General features: G+C 69.9%; 15 protein-coding genes. 7 read left to right on the forward strand and 8 right to left on the reverse strand.

Annotation, left to right across the window (positions count from 1 at the left end; translation table 11 throughout):
• Positions 1-15 precede the first annotated feature (15 nt).
• Positions 16-1,380 (reverse strand): M16 family metallopeptidase, encoded by a 1,365-nt coding sequence (locus tag ACIREE_RS20900; RefSeq protein WP_404153991.1) that lies wholly within the window; start codon positions 1,378-1,380, stop codon positions 16-18.
• Between the two features lie 268 nt (positions 1,381-1,648).
• On the opposite strand from ACIREE_RS20900, the gene ACIREE_RS20905 reads away from it, so the two are divergent.
• On the forward strand, positions 1,649-4,105 hold the full coding sequence (locus ACIREE_RS20905; RefSeq protein ID WP_404153994.1) for a DNA topoisomerase (ATP-hydrolyzing) subunit A: 2,457 nt from the start codon (positions 1,649-1,651) through the stop codon (positions 4,103-4,105).
• Positions 4,106-4,115: 10 nt separating this feature from the next.
• Here the strand turns inward: ACIREE_RS20905 and ACIREE_RS20910 are convergent, their stop codons facing one another.
• Positions 4,116-5,315: a CobW family GTP-binding protein gene (locus ACIREE_RS20910; RefSeq protein ID WP_404153997.1), complete on the reverse strand. Its 1,200-nt coding sequence runs from the start codon at positions 5,313-5,315 to the stop codon at positions 4,116-4,118.
• Between the two features lie 362 nt (positions 5,316-5,677).
• Between ACIREE_RS20910 and ACIREE_RS20915 the strand changes: the two genes are divergently transcribed.
• Together ACIREE_RS20915 and ACIREE_RS20920 are read left to right on the forward strand one after the other, a co-directional pair.
• Positions 5,678-6,163: a DUF6082 family protein gene (locus ACIREE_RS20915; protein WP_404154000.1), complete on the forward strand. Its 486-nt coding sequence runs from the start codon at positions 5,678-5,680 to the stop codon at positions 6,161-6,163.
• 192 nt (positions 6,164-6,355) lie between these two features.
• Positions 6,356-6,592, forward strand: coding sequence for a hypothetical protein (locus tag ACIREE_RS20920; protein WP_404154003.1), 237 nt, complete (start codon positions 6,356-6,358; stop codon positions 6,590-6,592).
• A gap of 60 nt (positions 6,593-6,652) precedes the next feature.
• Here the strand turns inward: ACIREE_RS20920 and ACIREE_RS20925 are convergent, their stop codons facing one another.
• Complete coding sequence (locus ACIREE_RS20925) at positions 6,653-7,822, reverse strand: citrate synthase (protein WP_404154006.1); 1,170 nt, start codon at positions 7,820-7,822, stop codon at positions 6,653-6,655.
• 97 nt (positions 7,823-7,919) lie between these two features.
• On the opposite strand from ACIREE_RS20925, the gene ACIREE_RS20930 reads away from it, so the two are divergent.
• From ACIREE_RS20930 to ACIREE_RS20945, 4 genes are all read left to right on the forward strand, one after another.
• On the forward strand, positions 7,920-9,191 hold the full coding sequence (locus ACIREE_RS20930; protein WP_404154008.1) for a citrate synthase: 1,272 nt from the start codon (positions 7,920-7,922) through the stop codon (positions 9,189-9,191).
• A 27-nt stretch (positions 9,192-9,218) separates the two neighbouring features.
• Entirely contained in the window at positions 9,219-10,157 is a 939-nt protein-coding gene (locus tag ACIREE_RS20935; protein WP_404154010.1) for a sucrase ferredoxin, read from the forward strand.
• Positions 10,158-10,235: 78 nt separating this feature from the next.
• Positions 10,236-11,879 carry an ATP-binding protein gene (locus ACIREE_RS20940; protein WP_404154012.1) on the forward strand — a complete coding sequence of 548 codons (1,644 nt, stop codon included), beginning with the start codon at positions 10,236-10,238 and terminating at the stop codon, positions 11,877-11,879.
• Complete coding sequence (locus ACIREE_RS20945; protein WP_404154015.1) at positions 11,876-12,553, forward strand: response regulator; 678 nt, start codon at positions 11,876-11,878, stop codon at positions 12,551-12,553. The genes ACIREE_RS20940 and ACIREE_RS20945 overlap by 4 nt, the downstream gene beginning before the upstream one ends.
• Before the next feature lie 10 nt (positions 12,554-12,563).
• On the opposite strand, the gene ACIREE_RS20950 is transcribed toward ACIREE_RS20945, so the two are convergent.
• The 5 genes from ACIREE_RS20950 to ACIREE_RS20970 all read right to left on the reverse strand — a co-directional run bounded on the left by ACIREE_RS20950 (position 12,564) and on the right by ACIREE_RS20970 (position 17,211).
• On the reverse strand, positions 12,564-14,156 hold the full coding sequence (locus ACIREE_RS20950) for a cation acetate symporter (protein ID WP_404154018.1): 1,593 nt from the start codon (positions 14,154-14,156) through the stop codon (positions 12,564-12,566).
• Positions 14,153-14,734 (reverse strand): DUF485 domain-containing protein, encoded by a 582-nt coding sequence (locus ACIREE_RS20955; protein WP_404154271.1) that lies wholly within the window; start codon positions 14,732-14,734, stop codon positions 14,153-14,155. The genes ACIREE_RS20950 and ACIREE_RS20955 overlap by 4 nt, the downstream gene beginning before the upstream one ends.
• 100 nt (positions 14,735-14,834) lie before the next feature.
• Positions 14,835-15,554, reverse strand: coding sequence for a response regulator (locus ACIREE_RS20960; RefSeq protein WP_404154021.1), 720 nt, complete (start codon positions 15,552-15,554; stop codon positions 14,835-14,837).
• Entirely contained in the window at positions 15,551-16,708 is a 1,158-nt protein-coding gene (locus ACIREE_RS20965) for a sensor histidine kinase (RefSeq protein WP_404154024.1), read from the reverse strand. Before ACIREE_RS20965 ends, ACIREE_RS20960 begins: the two co-directional genes overlap by 4 nt.
• Positions 16,705-17,211, reverse strand: a complete 507-nt coding sequence (locus ACIREE_RS20970) for a DUF1453 domain-containing protein (protein ID WP_404154027.1) — start codon at positions 17,209-17,211, stop codon at positions 16,705-16,707. The genes ACIREE_RS20965 and ACIREE_RS20970 overlap by 4 nt, the downstream gene beginning before the upstream one ends.
• Between the last annotated feature and the right edge of the window lie 226 nt (positions 17,212-17,437).

The following is a 17,437-nucleotide window of genomic DNA, read 5'->3' on the forward strand; positions in this document are numbered from 1 at the left end:
TCGCGAGCTGTTCGGTCACCGGCCCGCCTCCTCGTCGCTCTCGGCGCTCTCGGCGCCCTCGTCATCGGGGTCAGCGGGGGCCGTCGGCTCGTACACGAGGACCGCGCGGTTGTCGGGGCGCAGGCGGGCCTTGGCGACCTCCTGGACCTCCTCAGCGGTCACGGCGAGGACGCGCTGGACGGCGGTGAGGGCGAGCTGCGGATCGCCGAACAGCACGGCGTACCGGCACAGTTCGTCGGCGCGGCCCGCCACGGTGCCGAGCCGGTCCAGCCACTCGCGCTCCAACTGGGCCTGGGCGCGCTCCATCTCCTCCGGCGTGGGGCCCTCCTCGGCGAACCGGGTGAGCTCCTCGTCGACGGCGGCCTCGATGACCGGCACCTCGACGTCTCCGGAGGTCTTCACGTCGAGCCAGCCCAGGGAGGGCGCGCCGGACAGGCGCAGCAACCCGAACCCGGCGGCCACGGCGGAGCGGTCGCGGCGCACGAGACGGTTGTAGAGCCGCGACGACTCACCGCCACCGAGGACCGTCAGGGCGAGGTCGGCGGCGTCGCACGCACGCGTGCCGTCCTGGGGCAGCCGGTAGGCCGCCATGAGGGCGCGCGCCGGGACCTCCTCCTCGACGACCTCGCGCAGCTGCCCGCCGATCACCTCGGGCAGGGAGCCGTCGCGCGGCGCGGGCTTGCCGTCGTGGCCGGCGATCGAGCCGAAGTACTTCTCGACCCACGCGAGCGTCTCCGTGGGGTCGATGTCGCCCACTACGGAGAGCACGGCGTTGTTGGGCGCGTAGTAGGTGCGGAAGAAGCTCCGCGCGTCCTCGAGGGTGGCCGCGTCCAGGTCGGCCATGGAGCCGATGGGCGTGTGGTGGTACGGGTGGCCCTCGGGGTACATGAGGGCGGTCAGCTTCTCGAACGCGGTGCCGTAGGGGACGTTGTCGTAGCGCTGACGGCGCTCGTTCTTGACGACGTCCCGCTGGTTCTCCATCGACTCCTCGTCGAGGGCCGCAAGGAGCGAGCCCATACGGTCGGCCTCCAGCCACAGCGCGAGCTCCAGCTGGTGGGCGGGCATGGTCTCGAAGTAGTTCGTGCGCTCGAAGCTCGTCGTGCCGTTGAGCGAGCCACCCGCGCCCTGTACGAGCTCGAAGTGCCCGTTGCCATGCACCTGATGCGAGCCCTGGAACATCAGGTGCTCGAAGAGGTGGGCCAGGCCGGTACGGCCCTTGACCTCGTGGCGCGAGCCTACGTCGTACCAGAGGCAGACCGCCGCGACCGGGGTCAGGTGATCCTCGGAGAGCACTACACGCAGGCCGTTGGCCAGCCGGTGCTCGGTCGCTGTCAGGCCGCCGGAGCCGGCCTCGGCGGTGGCCGTGTGACCCATGGGCATGTACGTCCCTTCGATCGCGGGGAAACGGAGATCATTGAGAACTGAGAACATTGGAAACGCAGAATTGCTGCCAGTCCTGCCACTGTATGCAAGCGTGCAGGCGCCTGGCGAAGTTCCCGCCCCGACTACGCCGTGAGCGAGCACGTCGCCCCCTGCACGGGTGGCGAACCGCCCGGTACGGACGGGGTGCGAACAGCGTTGTCAGTGGGGCGGTCCACAATGGTCCGCGACAGTTCCCGTACATGTTGGTGAAGGAGCCGCAGCAGCGATGGCCCGCCGCAGCACGAAGACCCCGCCGCCCGACGACTTTGAGGAGAAGATCCTCGACATCGACGTGGTCGACGAAATGCAGGGCTCCTACCTGGAGTACGCGTACTCGGTCATCTACTCGCGCGCCCTGCCCGACGCCCGCGACGGGATGAAGCCCGTCCACCGTCGGATCGTCTATCAGATGAACGAGATGGGCCTGCGCCCCGACCGTGGCTATGTGAAGTGCGCCCGCGTCGTCGGTGAGGTCATGGGTAAGTTGCACCCCCATGGCGACGCGTCGATCTACGACGCCCTGGTGCGCCTGGCCCAGCCGTTCTCGATGCGCGTACCACTGGTCGACGGGCACGGGAACTTCGGTTCTCTGGGCAACGACGACCGCCCGGCCGCCATGAGGTACACCGAGTGCCGCATGGATCCCGCGGCAAGCTTGATGACGGAGTCCATCGAAGAGAACACCGTCGACTTCGCGCCGAACTACGACGGGCAGGAGCAGGAGCCCCTCGTCCTCCCTGCGGCGTACCCGAACCTGTTGGTGAACGGCGCGTCGGGCATCGCGGTCGGCATGGCGACCAACATGGCGCCGCACAATCTGGGTGAAGTGATCGCCGCGGCGCGGCACTTGATCAGACACCCGGGCGCCGACCTCGAGACGCTCATGAAGTTCGTGCCGGGACCCGACCTGCCCACGGGCGGCCGGATCGTCGGACTCTCCGGCATCAAGGACGCGTACGAGAGCGGCCGCGGCACCTTCAAGATCCGTGCGACGGTCTCCGTGGACACCGTGACGGCGCGCCGCAAGGGCCTCGTCGTCACCGAACTGCCCTTCGCGGTGGGTCCCGAGAAGGTGATCGCGAAGATCAAGGAGCTCGTCGGTTCGAAGAAGCTCCAGGGCATCGCCGACGTCAAGGACCTCACGGACCGCGCGCACGGCCTGCGCCTGGTCATCGAGATCAAGAACGGCTTCGTACCGGAGGCCGTCCTGGAGCAGCTCTACAAGCTGACGCCGATGGAGGAGTCCTTCGGTATCAACAACGTGGCTCTGGTGGACGGCCAGCCGCTCACGCTCGGCCTCAAGGAGCTGCTCGAGGTCTATCTGGACCATCGCTTCGAGGTGGTGCGGCGCCGCAGCGAGTTCCGCCGCACCAAGAAGAAGGACCGGCTGCACCTGGTCGAGGGTCTCCTCGTCGCGCTTCTGGACATCGACGAGGTCATCCGCCTCATCCGCTCCAGTGAGAACAGCGCGCAGGCCAAGGAGCGCCTCATGGAGCGCTTCTCGCTGAGCGAGATCCAGACGCAGTACATCCTGGACACGCCGCTGCGCCGCCTCACCAAGTTCGACCGCATCGAGCTGGAGTCGGAGCGCGACAAGCTCAACGGCGAGATCGACGAGCTGACCGGCATCCTCGATTCCGACACGGAGCTGCGCAAGCTGGTCTCCTCGGAGCTGGCCGCGGTGGCCAAGAAGTTCGCCACCGACCGGCGCACCGTGCTGCTGGAATCGGCGGGCTCCCCGGTGGCCGCGGTCCCGCTGCAGGTGGCCGACGACCCGTGCCGCGTGCTGCTCTCCTCGACGGGCCTGCTGGCCCGTACGGCGAACGGTGCGCCGTTCGGCACGGACGAAGACGGCAAACGCACCAAGCACGACCTGATCGTCTCCGCGGTGCCGGCCACGGCCCGGGGCGAGATCGGTGTGGTCACCTCCCAGGGCCGACTGCTGCGGCTGAACGTCGTCGATCTGCCGCAGCTCCCGGACACGGCGTCCGCGCCGAACCTCTCCGGTGGCGCCCCGGTCTCGGAATTCCTCTCCTCCTTGGAGCCGGACGAGACGGTCGTCTGCCTGACAACGCTGGACGAGTCGTCGCCCGGTATCGCGATCGGCACCGAACAGGGTGTCGTGAAGCGGGTGACGCCCGACTACCCCTCGCACAGGGAGGAGTTGGAGGTCATCACCCTCAAGGACGGCGACCGGATCGTGGGCGCGATCGAGCTGCGTACCGGTGAGGAAGACCTGGTCTTCATTACGGACGACGCCCAGCTGCTGCGCTATCAGGCCTCCGTGGTGCGTCCGCAGGGCCGCCCCGCGGGCGGCATGGCCGGTATCAAGCTGGCGACCGGCGCGAAGGTCATCTCGTTCACCGCGGTCGACCCGGCGGTCGATGCCGTCGTCTTCACGGTGGCGGGATCGCGCGGCACGCTGGACGACTCGGTGCAGACGACGGCGAAGCTCACGCCGTTCGACCAGTACCCGCGCAAGGGCCGGGCGACCGGTGGCGTGCGCTGCCAGCGCTTCTTGAAGGGCGAGGACTGCCTGAGCCTGGCCTGGGCAGGTCCGGCGCCCGCGCGGGCGGCGCAGAAGAACGGCACGCCGGCCGAGCTGACCGAGATGGACCCGCGCCGCGACGGCTCGGGCATCTCACTGCCGAAGACGGTGGCGGTGGTGGCCGGCCCGGCCTAGACCACCCGCCTCACTCTTCGGCTTCGCCCATGTCCTGTGCGTGTTCCTGTACGGGGTCTTGTACGGGGTCGTGCTCGTGGTCCTGTACGTAGCGGAGAACGCCCCACATGCCGTGCTCGTCGACGGTGTGCGGGGCGTCGCTCTTCCCGCTGCTCCCCTCGCTCCCGTCGCCCCTACAGGCGTCGAGTTCCTTCTGCAGCGCCGCTGTGTCGATGCCCGCACCGATGAGGACGAGTTGGGTGAGGCGCGGGCGGTCGTCCGGCCACGGCTCGGGGCGGAACCGCAGGAACCGTCCGACGGCGTGCACGGCATAGCGGTTGTCCGCGTCACCCGCGCCGAAGTCGACGTATCCCTTGATGCGGTAGAGCCCTTCGGGCCGACTGTCGAGGAAGCCCATCAAGGCGCGTGGGTTCATGGGTACGTCAGAGGTGAACGCGACGCTTTCGTAGGCGGCGTGCAGATGCCCGTCGTGCGCCCCGCCCGCGTCGTGCCGATGCAGGTCGTCGAAGGACAGCTGCCCGATCCGCTCCCGGGCGGGGCGGCAGTCGAAGAGCAGCTCCGGATCGATGCGTCCGTACGATGCGGAGACGACGGCGGCCCGTCCCGCCGCCGCGCGCACGGCGTCCAGGACGCGCTCCCGTTCGTCATCGGGGACCCGGTCGCCCTTGTTCACCACGACGAGATCCGCGATCCCCAGGTGCCGCTCCACCTCTGGATGCTTCTCCCGGGTCGCGTCGAACTCGGCCGCGTCGACGACCTCGATCAACCCTCCGTACATGATCCGCGGATTCTCGCTGGCCAGCACCATGCGTACCAGCTCCTGCGGTTCCGCGATGCCGCTCGCCTCGATGACGATGACATCCATGCCCTGACTGCTCTGGCTGCCCTGACCGGCTTGATCAGCTTGATCAGCTTGACTGGCTTGCCCAACATTGACGGGACGAGTCAACTTGTCCAGGTAGACATCAAGTTCACTCGCGTCCACGGCGCAGCACAGGCACCCGTTGCCGAGGGAGACCGTCGAGTCGCCCAGTTGCCCCGCCACGGCCATGGCGTCGATCTCGATCGCCCCGAAGTCGTTGACGATCGCGCCGATCCGCGTGCCACCGCTGCGGTGCAGCAGGTGGTTCAGCAGGGTGGTCTTCCCCGAACCGAGGAAGCCCGCGAGGACGACGACGGGGATCTGCTGCGGGCTCGCCTTGCTCAACACGCGACCTCTTTCACACCGAAGCGTGCGCCGGTTCACAGACCGGCTCTCGTACGAAGAATGAATGCCGCCCCAGAATAGGCGCGCGTAGAAAGCCCGCGAAGTGAACGATTGTTAGCGCCACTCGCGGGGCAGAGGTTGGAGTGGCGCCGGTTTTCGCGACCCGAGCATGCTTCCGTGCGCCTCCTCTCCGCCTCCCTGCCGACCAGAGCCGCTCGGCACCCTGGGAGACGGCAAGCGCGCCGCCCACCGCTCGCCGGTCCCCAGCCCGTCGACCCGCACCGACGACCGGCGGACGGTCGCCTGAATCGGGGGTTGACATGGCCACACAGAGCAAGAGGACGTTGCGATCCGTAGTCGCTGCGATGATCACTGGCGGGCTCGCGGGCACCGCCACGGCACATATGTGGCAGCAGTACGGACCGGGCCGCGCGGAGGCTGCGGCGCAGTGGAGACGACAGGCCCGCGCCCATCAACAGCGCATGCACTGGGAGCTCCTGAGCAAGGCCATCGACGACCCCGCCCTGGCCGTCGTGATCGACAACTACGGCTTGGACCTCTCCCCCGAGAAGCGGCGCCAGTACCTGTACGCCAACCTCTGGTACATCAACGCCTTCTACCTGTACGAATCGGGTCTGCTCAACCGGCGCGAGCTCTTCAGCAGCCTTCGGGAACTCTTCCAGAGCGAACACATGCGCGAGTACTGGGAGAACACCCGCCCGCATCGCGCGTCACTGGACCCCTCGTCCGTCGAGGCGGAGGTCGGACGCATGGCCGAGACGCTTTTCCGGGAGATGGACGAAGCGGAGACGGATGAGTGGTGGGTGGTGGGAGAGCCGCCGTCGGTCTGACGGCAGGTACGGGAGTACCTTTCCCCCCTGCCCCGGGTCATCACCGGGTTCCCACGAGCCGAACGGTTCGCCCATACCGGTGAAGTAAACGGCCAACTCCCCCTGAAATGGCGGCAATCGGTATCCTCTCGCCTCGCGCCGAGCACTAATGTGACGCCGTTAACGTCACCCCGTGAGAAGGAACCGGTTCCCTTGAAGATCGTACGCCGCATCGGGGTGCCCCCGAGCGCTCGCGGAAGCACCTCCGGCGCTACTTGCCCCGATGTTTTCGAACTCAGCGACGGGAACTTCGCCGTGATCGGCACGGAGGCCACCGCCGACCTGAAGAACGAACTTCCGGCGGACGCGGGGGTCGCCGACTACGAGCGCATTGTGATCGTGAACCGGGAGACGCTCGTCCGCGCGAAGGTCGACATCCCGGACGCCTGATCCAGGTCCGTGCGTATGGCGTCCGCCGACCGGTTCTCCGGTCGGCGGACGTCGCCCCCCTCAGCCTCGAAGCGGTACAGCCACCGGAGGCTCCGTCCCCACATACCGCGCCGCCGGCCGAATGATCTTCGAATCCTGGGCCTGTTCAAGGATGTTGGCGCTCCACCCGACCACACGCGCCGCGGCGAACGTCGGCGTGAACATGGCACGCGGCAACCCGCACAGCTCCATGACTACGCCCGCGTAGAACTCCACGTTCGTATGCAGCTCCCGACCCGGCTTGAGCTCTGCCAGGATCGCCTCCACCTGGCGCTCGACCTCTACGGCGAACTCGACGAGGGGGCCGCCGAACCGCTCCGCGATACCGCGCAGCATCCGCGAGCGCGGGTCCTCCGTACGGTAGACGGGGTGCCCGAAGCCCATGATCCGGTCGCCGGCCAGGACCCGTTCACGGATCCAGGGGTCGATGCGGTCCGGGGTGCCGATCGCGTCCAGGGTGTCCAGTGCCCTGCTGGGCGCCCCTCCGTGCAACGGCCCCGACAGGGCGCCGACCGCACCCACCAGGCAGGCGGCGACATCCGCGCCGGTCGACGTGATCACGCGGGCCGTGAACGTTGACGCATTGAAGCCGTGATCAATGGTTGAGATGAGGTACTGCTCAATGGCCCGTGCGTGCTCCGGGTCCGGCTCCGAACCGGTCAGCATGTAGAGGTAGTTGGCCGCGTAGGAGAGATCCTCGCGCGGCTCCACCGGGTCGAGCCCTTCCCCGAGCCGATGCAGGGCGGTGAGCATGGTGGGGACCACGGCGGCCGCGGCGAGGGTGTCCTCCCGGCGCCGGTCGGCATCGATGTCGTAGACAGGTCTGAAGCCCCGCGAGGCGCCGAACAGCGACAGGGCGGTGCGCAGCCCGGCGAGTGGCCCGGACGCGGAGCCCGCGCGGGCGATGGCGGGCAACGCGGCCCGCACGTCGCCGGGCAGCGCGCGCAGCGCCGCGGTTTCGCGCACGAAGGCCATCGACCTTTCAGCATCGGGCAGTTCGCCATGGATCATCAGGTGCCATACGTCTTCGAAGCCGCGGGTCCGTGCGAGCTCGACGGCCGAGTACTGGCGGTAGTGGTAGAAGCCCTCGCGTCCCCTGACGTCTCCGAGCGCGGTGTCGGTGACGACGACGCCCGCGAGCCCTCGCGGTACGTCGGCTACGGGGGCGGCCGTGGCCCTGTTGATCGGCATGTTTCCTCCCTGAACTTGATTCGACTGTCCATGCTTGACTAGATCTCTGTCAATATTGATTCAATCAATACATAGAGATGCGGATACGGTGACGCGCATGAGGGATCACGAACCGGCACCGGCCCAGCAGGCTTCCCGTCGGCTGAGTACCAAGGAGACCGCCGAGCTGCTCGGCGTGAAGCCCGAGACCGTGTACGCGTACGTCAGCCGCGGACAGCTGACCAGCCGACGCGGCCAGGGCAGGCGCGGCAGTACCTTCGACGCCACGGAGGTGGAAGCCCTCGCCCATCGCAACAGGCGGGAGAGCGCACCGAGTTCGGGGCCCGACGAGTTGTCCGTACGCACTCGGATCACGCTCATCGACGGGGACCGTTACTTCTTCCGAGGGGTCGACGCGGCACAGCTGGCGGCCCGCCACTCGTACGAGGAGGTCGCGGAGTGGCTGTGGACGGGGACGCTGCGCCCCGGCGCCCGGTTCACGGCCCCCCAGGAGTCCCTGTCGGCGGCCCGGCGTGCCATTGGCGCCCTGCCCGAACACAGCAGCCCCGTGGACCGGTTGCGGGTGGCAGCCGTCGCCGCCGCGACCGTCGACCCCTTGCGGTACGACCTGTCCGAGGAGTCGGTCCTCGGCGCCGCGCGGTCCCTCATCCCGACGCTCGCGGCCGCGTTGCCCCTCCAGCGGACGACCTACATGGACGGCCAACCGATCGCTCAACGCCTGTGGGGACGCCTGTCCTACAAAGAGCCCGACGAGGCGTCACTTCGCGTCCTGGACATGGCACTTGCTCTCCTGGCCGACCACGACCTGGCCGCTTCCACCCTGGCCGTCCGCGTCGCCGCATCGGCCCGGGCGCACGCGTACGCGGCCGTGTCCGCGGGCCTCGGCGTCCTGGAGGGGCCCCTGCACGGCGCGGCCAGCGGCCTGGCGCACCGGATGCTCCTGGACGTGCTCGACCGGGGCAGCGCCGGCCCCGTGGTCGCCGACGAGCTGCGGGCCGGCCGCCGGGTCCCGGGTCTCGGCCATCGCCTCTACAAAGCTGAGGACCCGCGCGCACAGGCCCTGTTCACCGCCTTGGAGGAACTGCCCGCGGCGCGAGGCGCGCTGGCCGCCGCCCGTGACGTCGTGGCGACGACCGCCCGCCACACGGATCTGCACGCCAACGTGGACCTGGCTCTCGCCGTGTTCACCACCTCACACGGGATGGCCGCCGAGGCGGGCGAGACGATCTTCGCGGTCGCCCGCACGACGGGCTGGATCGCCCATGCCTTGGAGGAGTACGGGGAACGCCCTCTTCGTATGCGGCCCACAGGTCACTACGTAGGCGTGCGCCCGCCGCAGCCCCTGCCGTCATCGCCCCACCAGGAGTGACCTTGCAGGCAGGTTAGGCTCGCCTGTGTGAGTACGTGCGCTACCTCCTCGCTGGATCTTGACGAGCCTCTCGCGGGGACTGCGGCCACCGCCCGGACATGGCTGTTGATCGAGCAGTCGGGTCCCTGGGGGGCGAAGGCCCTGACCTCCAGCCATCTCGATCCCGAAGTGGGCCGCGCCCTGGAGACAGCGGCCGAGGGCACCGGCGTGCGCATCGCGCTCGTGCGGCGCCCAGGACGGCACGCCGACAGCCATGCACCGGCACGTCGCCGCGTGTATGTGGCCCACACGACCCCCGGAAACGCATGGCTGCGCAGCACCACCATCGCTACCCCCGAAGAGTTGCTGCGGCTCGACTTCGCCGCCCTGGGAAGCGGCGATCACGGAGGCTTCGGCGAGCCACATACAGGCGCTCCTCTCGCCCTCGTCTGCACCAATGGAAAGCGGGACCGCTGCTGCGCGCTGCTGGGGCGGCCGCTGGCCTCCGAACTCACCCTCTCCGGAGAAGAAGGCGTGTGGGAGGTCACTCATCTGGGCGGCCACCGCTTCTCCCCCACTCTTCTGGTGCTGCCGCACGGATACGCCTACGGAAGGGCTACGGCGGCGGACGTGAAGGAGATCCTGGAGGCAGTGCGCGCCGACCGGATCGTGACCCGGGGCTGTCGCGGCAACTCCGCCTGGGACCGCCCCGGCCAGGCCGCGGAACTGGCGGTGCGACGGGCAGCCCACGAGTACCGCGTCGGTGCCCTGAACGTCGTACGCACCGATGTCTCCGAGCGGACAGCGGCGGCGGACGGGCCGCACTGGGAGGTGACCGTCGCGCACACCGACGGTCGCCATTGGCGCGTGACGGTCGCCAAGGGCGCGTCGCTTCCACCACGCCCGGAGAGCTGCGGCGGCGCTCTCGGCTCACCAGCCCGTATGGATGTCGTGGCTGTGCGTGAGGTTCCCGCCGCGCTCGACTGACGGAGCCGGCAGAGACGTACGAGATCCCTGCCACAAGGGCTTCGATCAGGTGCGGAAGGGCCCGTACCGTTCGTCACCATGAGCCCGACTTCCTCCGCCCGCCGCCTGCGCTTCGGTCTGCCGAGGCGCGTGTTCGCGCAGGTGCTGCTGATGCAGGTGGCGATCGCTGCCGGGGTGGCCGTATTGGCGACCGGGCTCTTCCTGGCTCCCCTGAGTGACCAACTGGACGACCAGGCGATGCGGCGCGCTCTGGCCATCGCGCAGACCACAGCGGCGCAGCCGCAGATCGCCGCCGACCTGCGGTCCTCGCGGCCTTCCACGGACGGACCCGTACAGGCCGACGCGGAGCGGATCCGGCGGGCCAGCGGCGCCGAATACGTGGTGATCATGAACAAGGGAGGGGTGCGCTGGTCGCACACCGACCGCCACCAGATCGGCAAGGTCGTCTCGACGGACCCCAGCGACGCGCTGGCGGGCCGCGAGGTGATGGAGATCGACGACGGCACCCTCGGCCGCTCCGCGCGCGGCAAAGTGCCGTTGAAGGGCGCTGACGGGGCCATCGTGGGCGCGGTGTCGGTCGGCATCGAGTACGACAGCGTCCGCGCGCGCCTCATCCACGCCATCCCGGGCCTGTTCGCCTACGCGGGCGGAGCGCTGGCCGTGGGTGCGCTCGCCGCGTATCTGATCTCACGGCGGGTGCAGCGGCAGACGCGCGATCTGGCGTTCTCGGACATCTCCGCGCTATTGGCCGAGCGGGAGGCGATGCTGCACGGCATCCGTGAGGGCGTCGTCGCACTGGACCGGACCGGGCGCATCCGACTGCTGAACGACGAGGCACAGCGCCTGCTCGGCCTGGGCGCCGAGGCGATCGGGCGGCCCCTGGACGACGCGCTGGGCGCGGGGCGTACGACCGACGTGCTCGCGGGCCACGTCGCCGGCACCGACCTGCTGACGGTCCGCGGCCAGCGCGTCCTGGTGGCCAACCGGATGCCCACCGACGACGGGGGCGCCGTCGCGACCCTGCGCGACCGCACGGAGCTGGAACAGTTGGGCCGCGAACTCGACTCCACGCACGGCCTCATCGACGCCCTGCGCGCCCAGGACCACGAACACGCCAACCACATGCACACGTTGCTGGGGCTGCTGGAGCTGGAGATGTACGAGGAGGCATCGGAGTTCGTCGGTGAGGTGGCGGGCGCACACCGGGTCACCGCGGAGCAGATCACCGAGAAGATCCAGGATCCGTTGCTCGCGGCCCTGTTGGTGGGGAAGGCGACGGTCGCCGCCGAGCGCGGCGTCGCGCTGGGCGTCTCGCGCGACACCGCACTGCCGGACCGGCTCGTCGATCCACGCGGGCTGGTCACGATCGTCGGCAACCTGGTGGACAACGCCTTGGACGCGGCGGCCGGTTCGGGGCGGCACGCGCGCGTGGAGGTGGTTCTGCGGACGGAGGGCCGTGCCGCGGTCCTTCGGGTCCGCGACACGGGGCCCGGGGTCCCCATCGAGCAACGGGAGACCGTCTTCGTGGAGGGGTGGTCCACCAAGGCACCGCCGGCGCACGGCAAGCGCGGCATCGGGCTCGCCCTGGTGCGACGGCTCGCCGAGCGGCAGGGCGGCACGGCCGAGGTGACCGAGTCGCCCACCGGAGGCGCCGAGTTCGTCGTCGTACTGCCGGAAGCCTTCGCCGAAACCGTCCCGAGCGCGGCCGAGGAGACCCGATGATCGAGGTCCTCGTCGTGGACGACGACACCCGCGTCGCCGACGTGAACGCCGCTTACGTGGCCAAGGTGCCTGGTTTCCGCGTGGCCGCAAAGGCGTACAGCGCTGCCGAGGCTCTGGAGCGCATCGAGGAACTCGATGTCGATCTGGTCCTTCTCGACCACTACCTGCCGGACGAGACGGGCCTCGACGTCGCCCGCACGGTGCGCGAGCGCGGCCACCAGATCGACGTGATCATGGTGACCGCGGCGCGCGACGTGGCGACCGTGCAGGCCGCGATGCGGCACGGGGCGCTGCAGTACCTGGTCAAGCCGTTCTCGTTCGCGGGTCTGCGCGGCAAGCTGGAGGCGTACGCGACGCTGCGCCGCACCCTCGACGGCGGAGGCGAGGCCGAGCAGGCGGAGGTCGACCGGATCTTCGGCGCGCTGTCGGCCACACCTGCGCCCGAGCTGCCGAAGGGGCACTCCCCCACCACGGCCGAACTCGTCCGAAGAGCCATGATGGGCGCCGAAGGGCCCCTATCCGCCCAGGAGTTGGCGGACCGGACCCGGCTCAGCCGCCAGACCGCCCAGCGCTATCTGAAGCTTCTGGAGCGCACGGGGCGGGTGCGGCTGAGCCTGAAGTACGGCGACACGGGGCGGCCCGAGCACCGGTACGAGTGGGCCGCCGGCCGCTGAAGCCGCCGGCTCAGACAGCCCCGGCGCCGGTCAGCGCCCGCACCTCGGTCTCCGCGTACTTGGCCTCGTCCGGCGGCTCGGCGGAGGTGACAGTGCCGAGCCAGCCGGCCAGGAAGCCCAGCGGGATGGAGACGAGCCCCGGGTTCTCCAGCGGGAAGAACTGGAAGTCCACTCCCGGGAACAACGACGTCGGGCTCCCCGAGACCACCGGCGACAGCACGACCAGCGCGAGCGCCGGCACGAGCCCGCCGTACACCGACCACACCGCCCCGCGCGTGGTGAAGTTCCGCCAGAACAGCGAGTACAGGAGCACCGGCAGGTTGGCGGACGCGGCGACGGCGAAGGCCAGGCCCACGAGGAACGCGACGTTCAGGTCCCGCGCGAGCAGCCCGAGCCCGATCGCGAGCACGCCGATCCCGGCCGCGGCGACCCGCGCCACCGCGACCTCGCTGTGCTGCTTCGCGCCGGGCCGGCGCAGCGAGGCGTACAGGTCGTGCGCCACGGACGCCGAGGAGGCGAGCGTGATTCCGGCGACGACGGCGAGGATGGTGGCGAAGGCGACCGCGGCGACGATCGCGAACAGCACCGTGCCGCCCGTGGAGCCCGCGCCGCCGCCCAGGTCGAGAGCGAGCAGCGGAACCGCCGTGTTCCCCGCGGCGTTCGAACTCCGTACGGCGCCGGAACCCACGATGGCGGCCGCGCCGAAGCCGAGCACGATCGTCATCAGGTAGAAGCTGCCGATGAGCCCGATGGACCAGATGACCGAACGGCGGGCAGCCCGCGCGGTCGGCACGGTGTAGAAGCGCGACAGGATGTGCGGAAGGCCCGCCGTGCCGAGTACGAGCGCGAGTCCGAGGCTGATGAAGTCCAGGCGCGCGGTCCAGCTCCCGCCGTACTTCAGTCCGGGCACAAGGAAGTCGGAGCCGTGCCCGCTGCGCGCCGCGGCTGTGCGCAGCAGCTGATTGAAGTCACCGTGGAAGCGCGTCAGGACGAGCGCGGTCAGGGCAATCGTCCCGCCCATGAGCAGGACGGCCTTCACGATCTGGATCCACGTGGTGGCCCGCATCCCTCCCAACGACACATAGATCACCATGAGCGCGCCCACGCCGACGACGGTCCAGGCCTGCGCCGCTCCGCTCTTGCCACCCAGCAGCAGCGCGACCAGGCTGCCCGCACCCACCATCTGCGCCACCAGATAGAGAACGGACACGGTGACCGAAGAAGTTCCCGCCGCGATGCGCACGGGACGCTCCCGCATCCGGGACGCCACGACATCGGCCATCGTGAACCGGCCGCAGTTGCGCACCAGTTCGGCGACCAGGAAGAGCACGACGAGCCAGGCGACGAGGAAGCCCACGGAGTAGAGCAGCCCGTCGTAGCCGAAGAGCGCGATCAGCCCGGAGATTCCGAGGAAGGAAGCGGCCGACATGTAGTCGCCGGCGATGGCGAATCCGTTCTCCATGGGCGAGAAGAGGCGACCGCCGGCATAGAACTCCTCCGCCGAGCCGTGCCGGTTGCGTCCCACCCAGGTCGTGATGCCGAGCGTGACCGCCACGAACGCGCTGAACAGAACCAGCGCCAAGGTTTGGTGCGTACCCGTCACAGCTGGCCGCCCTCGCTCCGAATCGAACCGTCCTCGTGCGAAGCCCCATTGATACGGGCCGTCCCGCTCACCCGCGCGGAACCGTTCATGCGAGCGGCTTCGTCGATGCCACGCGTCATCTCCTGGGTGTCCCACCGCAGTTCGAGCGCGAGCCGGTCACGACGCAGCCGGGCATGGCGCGCGTACAGCCACGTCAGCAGGAACGTACTGGCGAACTGGCCGAGCCCCGCCACCATCGCCACATTCACGGCCCCCGCGACCGGCCGCGCCATCAGCGCGGGAGCGCTCGTGGCAGCCACGATGTACGCGAGGTACCAGGCGAAGAAGAGCGCGACCACGGGGACGACGAACCGCCGGTAGCGACCGCGCACTTCCTGGAACGCCGTGCTGCGCTGTACTTCCAGGTAGACCCCTGCCGCGCTCCGCTCCCGGGGCGCGGCCTGGCCGGGCACGGCGGGGGGCAAGGCGCCCGTGCCGTCCCACTCGCCCCACCCGGAGGCCAACGCGTCGTACCAGGGGTCGCCCATGGCACCGCGATCACCGGCTCGGGGCTGCGCCGTCTCGCGCCCGTCCTGCATCTCCACCGAACTCTCCTTGTCCGCGGCCCGCTTCGGCCGCGTGCCCAAGGATGGACAGACCAGGAAGATCCCGGACTCTCCTCGCAAGTCCTTCACCCCATTAGGTGATGGGCTCCCCCGGTGGCTTCGCGAGTCGGTGCCGATACGCATAACGGACAGCCTGGGCACGGTCCTTGAGGCCGGTCTTCGCGAACAGGTTGTTGATGTGGGTCTTCACCGTGGCCGTGGAGACATGGAGCTCCCGCCCGATCTCCTGGTTGTTCAGCCCGTCGGCGATCAGCACCAGGACCTCGGCCTCCCGGGTGGTGAGGCCGTCCGGCGGCTCCTTGGGCGCGGAAGTGACGGCCTCGGGCTGTGACAGCCTCTCCAGGAGCCGCCGCTGGATCCTCGGAGCGAGCCCCGCGTCGCCGGACAGCACGTCCTCCACGGCCCGGACGATCTCGTCCCCTCCCGCGTCCTTCGTCAAGTAACCGCGCGCACCCGCCTTGAGCGCCGGAAAGAGCGACTCGTCGTCGGCGTACGTGGTCAGGATGACGACCTGCGTCCCCGGATACTCGGCACGGATGCGCCGGGTCGCCTCGACCCCGTCACATCGCGGCATGCGCAGGTCCATCAGGACGACGTCCGGATCCAGCTCGGCCACGAGCGTGATCGCCTGCTCTCCGTCTCCCCCGGCCCCGACGACCTCGATCCCGGGCAGTAGCCCAAGCAGCATCACGATGCCCTCGCGCACCACCGTTTGATCGTCGACCACCACCACCCGGGCCGGAGGCCGTACCGCCCCGACCGGTCCGCCCGCCTCCGCCTCGTCGCCGCTCACAGGGGAACCTTCAACCTGACCACGAAACCCTCCTCGTACGGCGCTGCGTCCAGCGTCCCGCCCAGCAACTCGGCACGCTCCCTCATCCCCAGCAGACCGTAACCGGCGCCACTGACAGTGAGTTCCTCGTGCGGCCGGGACGCCCCCGAATCCCGTACCTCCAAGGCCACTTCGCCCGGCCTGTACTCCAGGCGCATCACGGCCTTCGCGCCCGGGGCGTGCTTGCGCACGTTCGTCAGCGCCTCTTGCGCGACCCTGCGCACCGCCTGAGAGGCCTCCGCGGACAGCGGCCTGCGCTCGCCTTCGACGGCCAGCGAGGTTCCGTCCGAGGACGCCACCAGTTCCCGCAGGAAGTCCTCCAGTGGCGTCATCTCACCCCGCAGCGCGGACAGCGCCTGCCGGGTCTCCACGAGCCCGTCACGGGCCATGCCGCGGGCCGCCACGACCCTCTCCAGGATCTGGTCCCGGTCGGCCCCGCGCTCGATGAGCAGCCGGGCCGCCTCCAGGTGCACCAGTTGGGCGGAGAGGCTGTGCGCAAGGACGTCGTGGATCTCGCGGGCTATCCGGGACCGCTCGGCGAGCGCCGCCGACTCGGCCTCCGCGGTTCTGGCCGCCCGCTCCTGCACCAGCAACCGCTGGGCGGTGCCCCTGGCTTCGGCGTCGAGACGCAATACGTATCCGGAGAGGCAGAGCCCCACCGCGACGACGGCGGTGGTCGGCCAGGCGTCGTCGTTGAGGAGAGCAAAGCCGGTGAGCGAGACCGCGGTGGCGGGCACCGCGGCAGCCAGCGGCATGCGCTCGAGCGCGGAGACGGCGCAGCCGCACCACAGCACCACAGCCGGGCCCACGAACCCGATCTGCTGCGCGCCCGCCGCGATCAGCATGAGGGTGGCCAGCAAGCCGAGCGAGGCCCCCAGGCGGTGCTCGAGGGTGGTGCGCATGAAGCCCCACGCCGTGGCCGCGCAAGCCAACAGCCCCACGGGCGCTGCCACGATGGCAAGGTCGGCGACGTTCCGCTGCGTGACCGCGGTCCACAGCAGGATCGCGATCACGGCCGCCCGGACCGCACCCGCCAGCATCCGCCGGGCGCGCGTCAGCCCCGCGCGGGAGAGCGCCTCCCGCGAGGGCCACGCCGTCCAGTGGCTCCGGCTCACCTGCGGTCCTCCCAGGCCGGCTGCGCGAGGGGACCAACGTACGCCGACCGCAGGCCACCGGCCCGCCACATCACGAGGCCGGAGCGGATCAGGAGCGAGAGGGCGAAGCCCAGCATGAGCGCGGAGCTGCCGAGGTGGATGCCCATCGCCAGGCCGATGCCGACGACGGCCGCACGTGATGCGATGCCGCCCAGCCAGGTGCCGGCCGTCGCCACCGTGCCCTTGGTCCAGACATCGCCGTGCTCATCGGACCAGACGCGCGTCGTGAACGCCCATCCGATACCGATCCCGAAGCTGACCAGCAGGCTCACTACGAGTAGGACGACCGAGCCCGTCAGGTGGTGCGGGTCCACGAGGGAGCCGTCCCGTAGCGCGAAGAAGCCGAGGATCGCGGGCAGCAGCCACCACTTGCGGTCCATGGACAGGCGCTCGGTCCTGAACTGGCGCGCGAGGACCAGTGCGAGAACAGCGACGATCACCAGAACATTGGTGAACCCGGACATGACAGCCTCCGTGGAGCGGTCGGGAGCGAAGTGGTTCAACGCCTTCGACGCTACGGAAAAGGGCAGGTCAACAGATCGGAGCCGGGGTGGATCACGGGTGGATCGTGGGGGGGCCCCCCGGGGGGGGGGCCCCCCCCGCCCCCGGGGGGGGCGCCGCGCGTGGGCGGCGGGGCCCGGGGGGCGCCGGGGCCCCGCATGAAACAAGTACGGGGGGCCCCCGCAATAC

Origin of the sequence: Streptomyces sp. NPDC102467, from assembly GCF_044765445.1 — a bacterium.
Taxonomy (GTDB): domain Bacteria; phylum Actinomycetota; class Actinomycetes; order Streptomycetales; family Streptomycetaceae; genus Streptomyces.

Bases quoted from the DNA above. Each gene is read 5' to 3' on its own strand.
- ACIREE_RS20900 (WP_404153991.1), bottom strand. From the start codon at position 1,380: ATGCCCATGGGTCACACGGCCACCGCCGAGGCCGGCTCCGGCGGCCTG.
- ACIREE_RS20905 (WP_404153994.1), top strand. From the start codon at position 1,649: ATGGCCCGCCGCAGCACGAAGACCCCGCCGCCCGACGACTTTGAGGAG.
- ACIREE_RS20915 (WP_404154000.1), top strand. From the start codon at position 5,678: ATGATCACTGGCGGGCTCGCGGGCACCGCCACGGCACATATGTGGCAG.
- ACIREE_RS20925 (WP_404154006.1), bottom strand. From the start codon at position 7,822: ATGCCGATCAACAGGGCCACGGCCGCCCCCGTAGCCGACGTACCGCGA.
- ACIREE_RS20930 (WP_404154008.1), top strand. From the start codon at position 7,920: ATGAGGGATCACGAACCGGCACCGGCCCAGCAGGCTTCCCGTCGGCTG.
- ACIREE_RS20940 (WP_404154012.1), top strand. From the start codon at position 10,236: ATGAGCCCGACTTCCTCCGCCCGCCGCCTGCGCTTCGGTCTGCCGAGG.
- ACIREE_RS20945 (WP_404154015.1), top strand. From the start codon at position 11,876: ATGATCGAGGTCCTCGTCGTGGACGACGACACCCGCGTCGCCGACGTG.
- ACIREE_RS20955 (WP_404154271.1), bottom strand. From the start codon at position 14,734: ATGCAGGACGGGCGCGAGACGGCGCAGCCCCGAGCCGGTGATCGCGGT.
- ACIREE_RS20970 (WP_404154027.1), bottom strand. From the start codon at position 17,211: ATGTCCGGGTTCACCAATGTTCTGGTGATCGTCGCTGTTCTCGCACTG.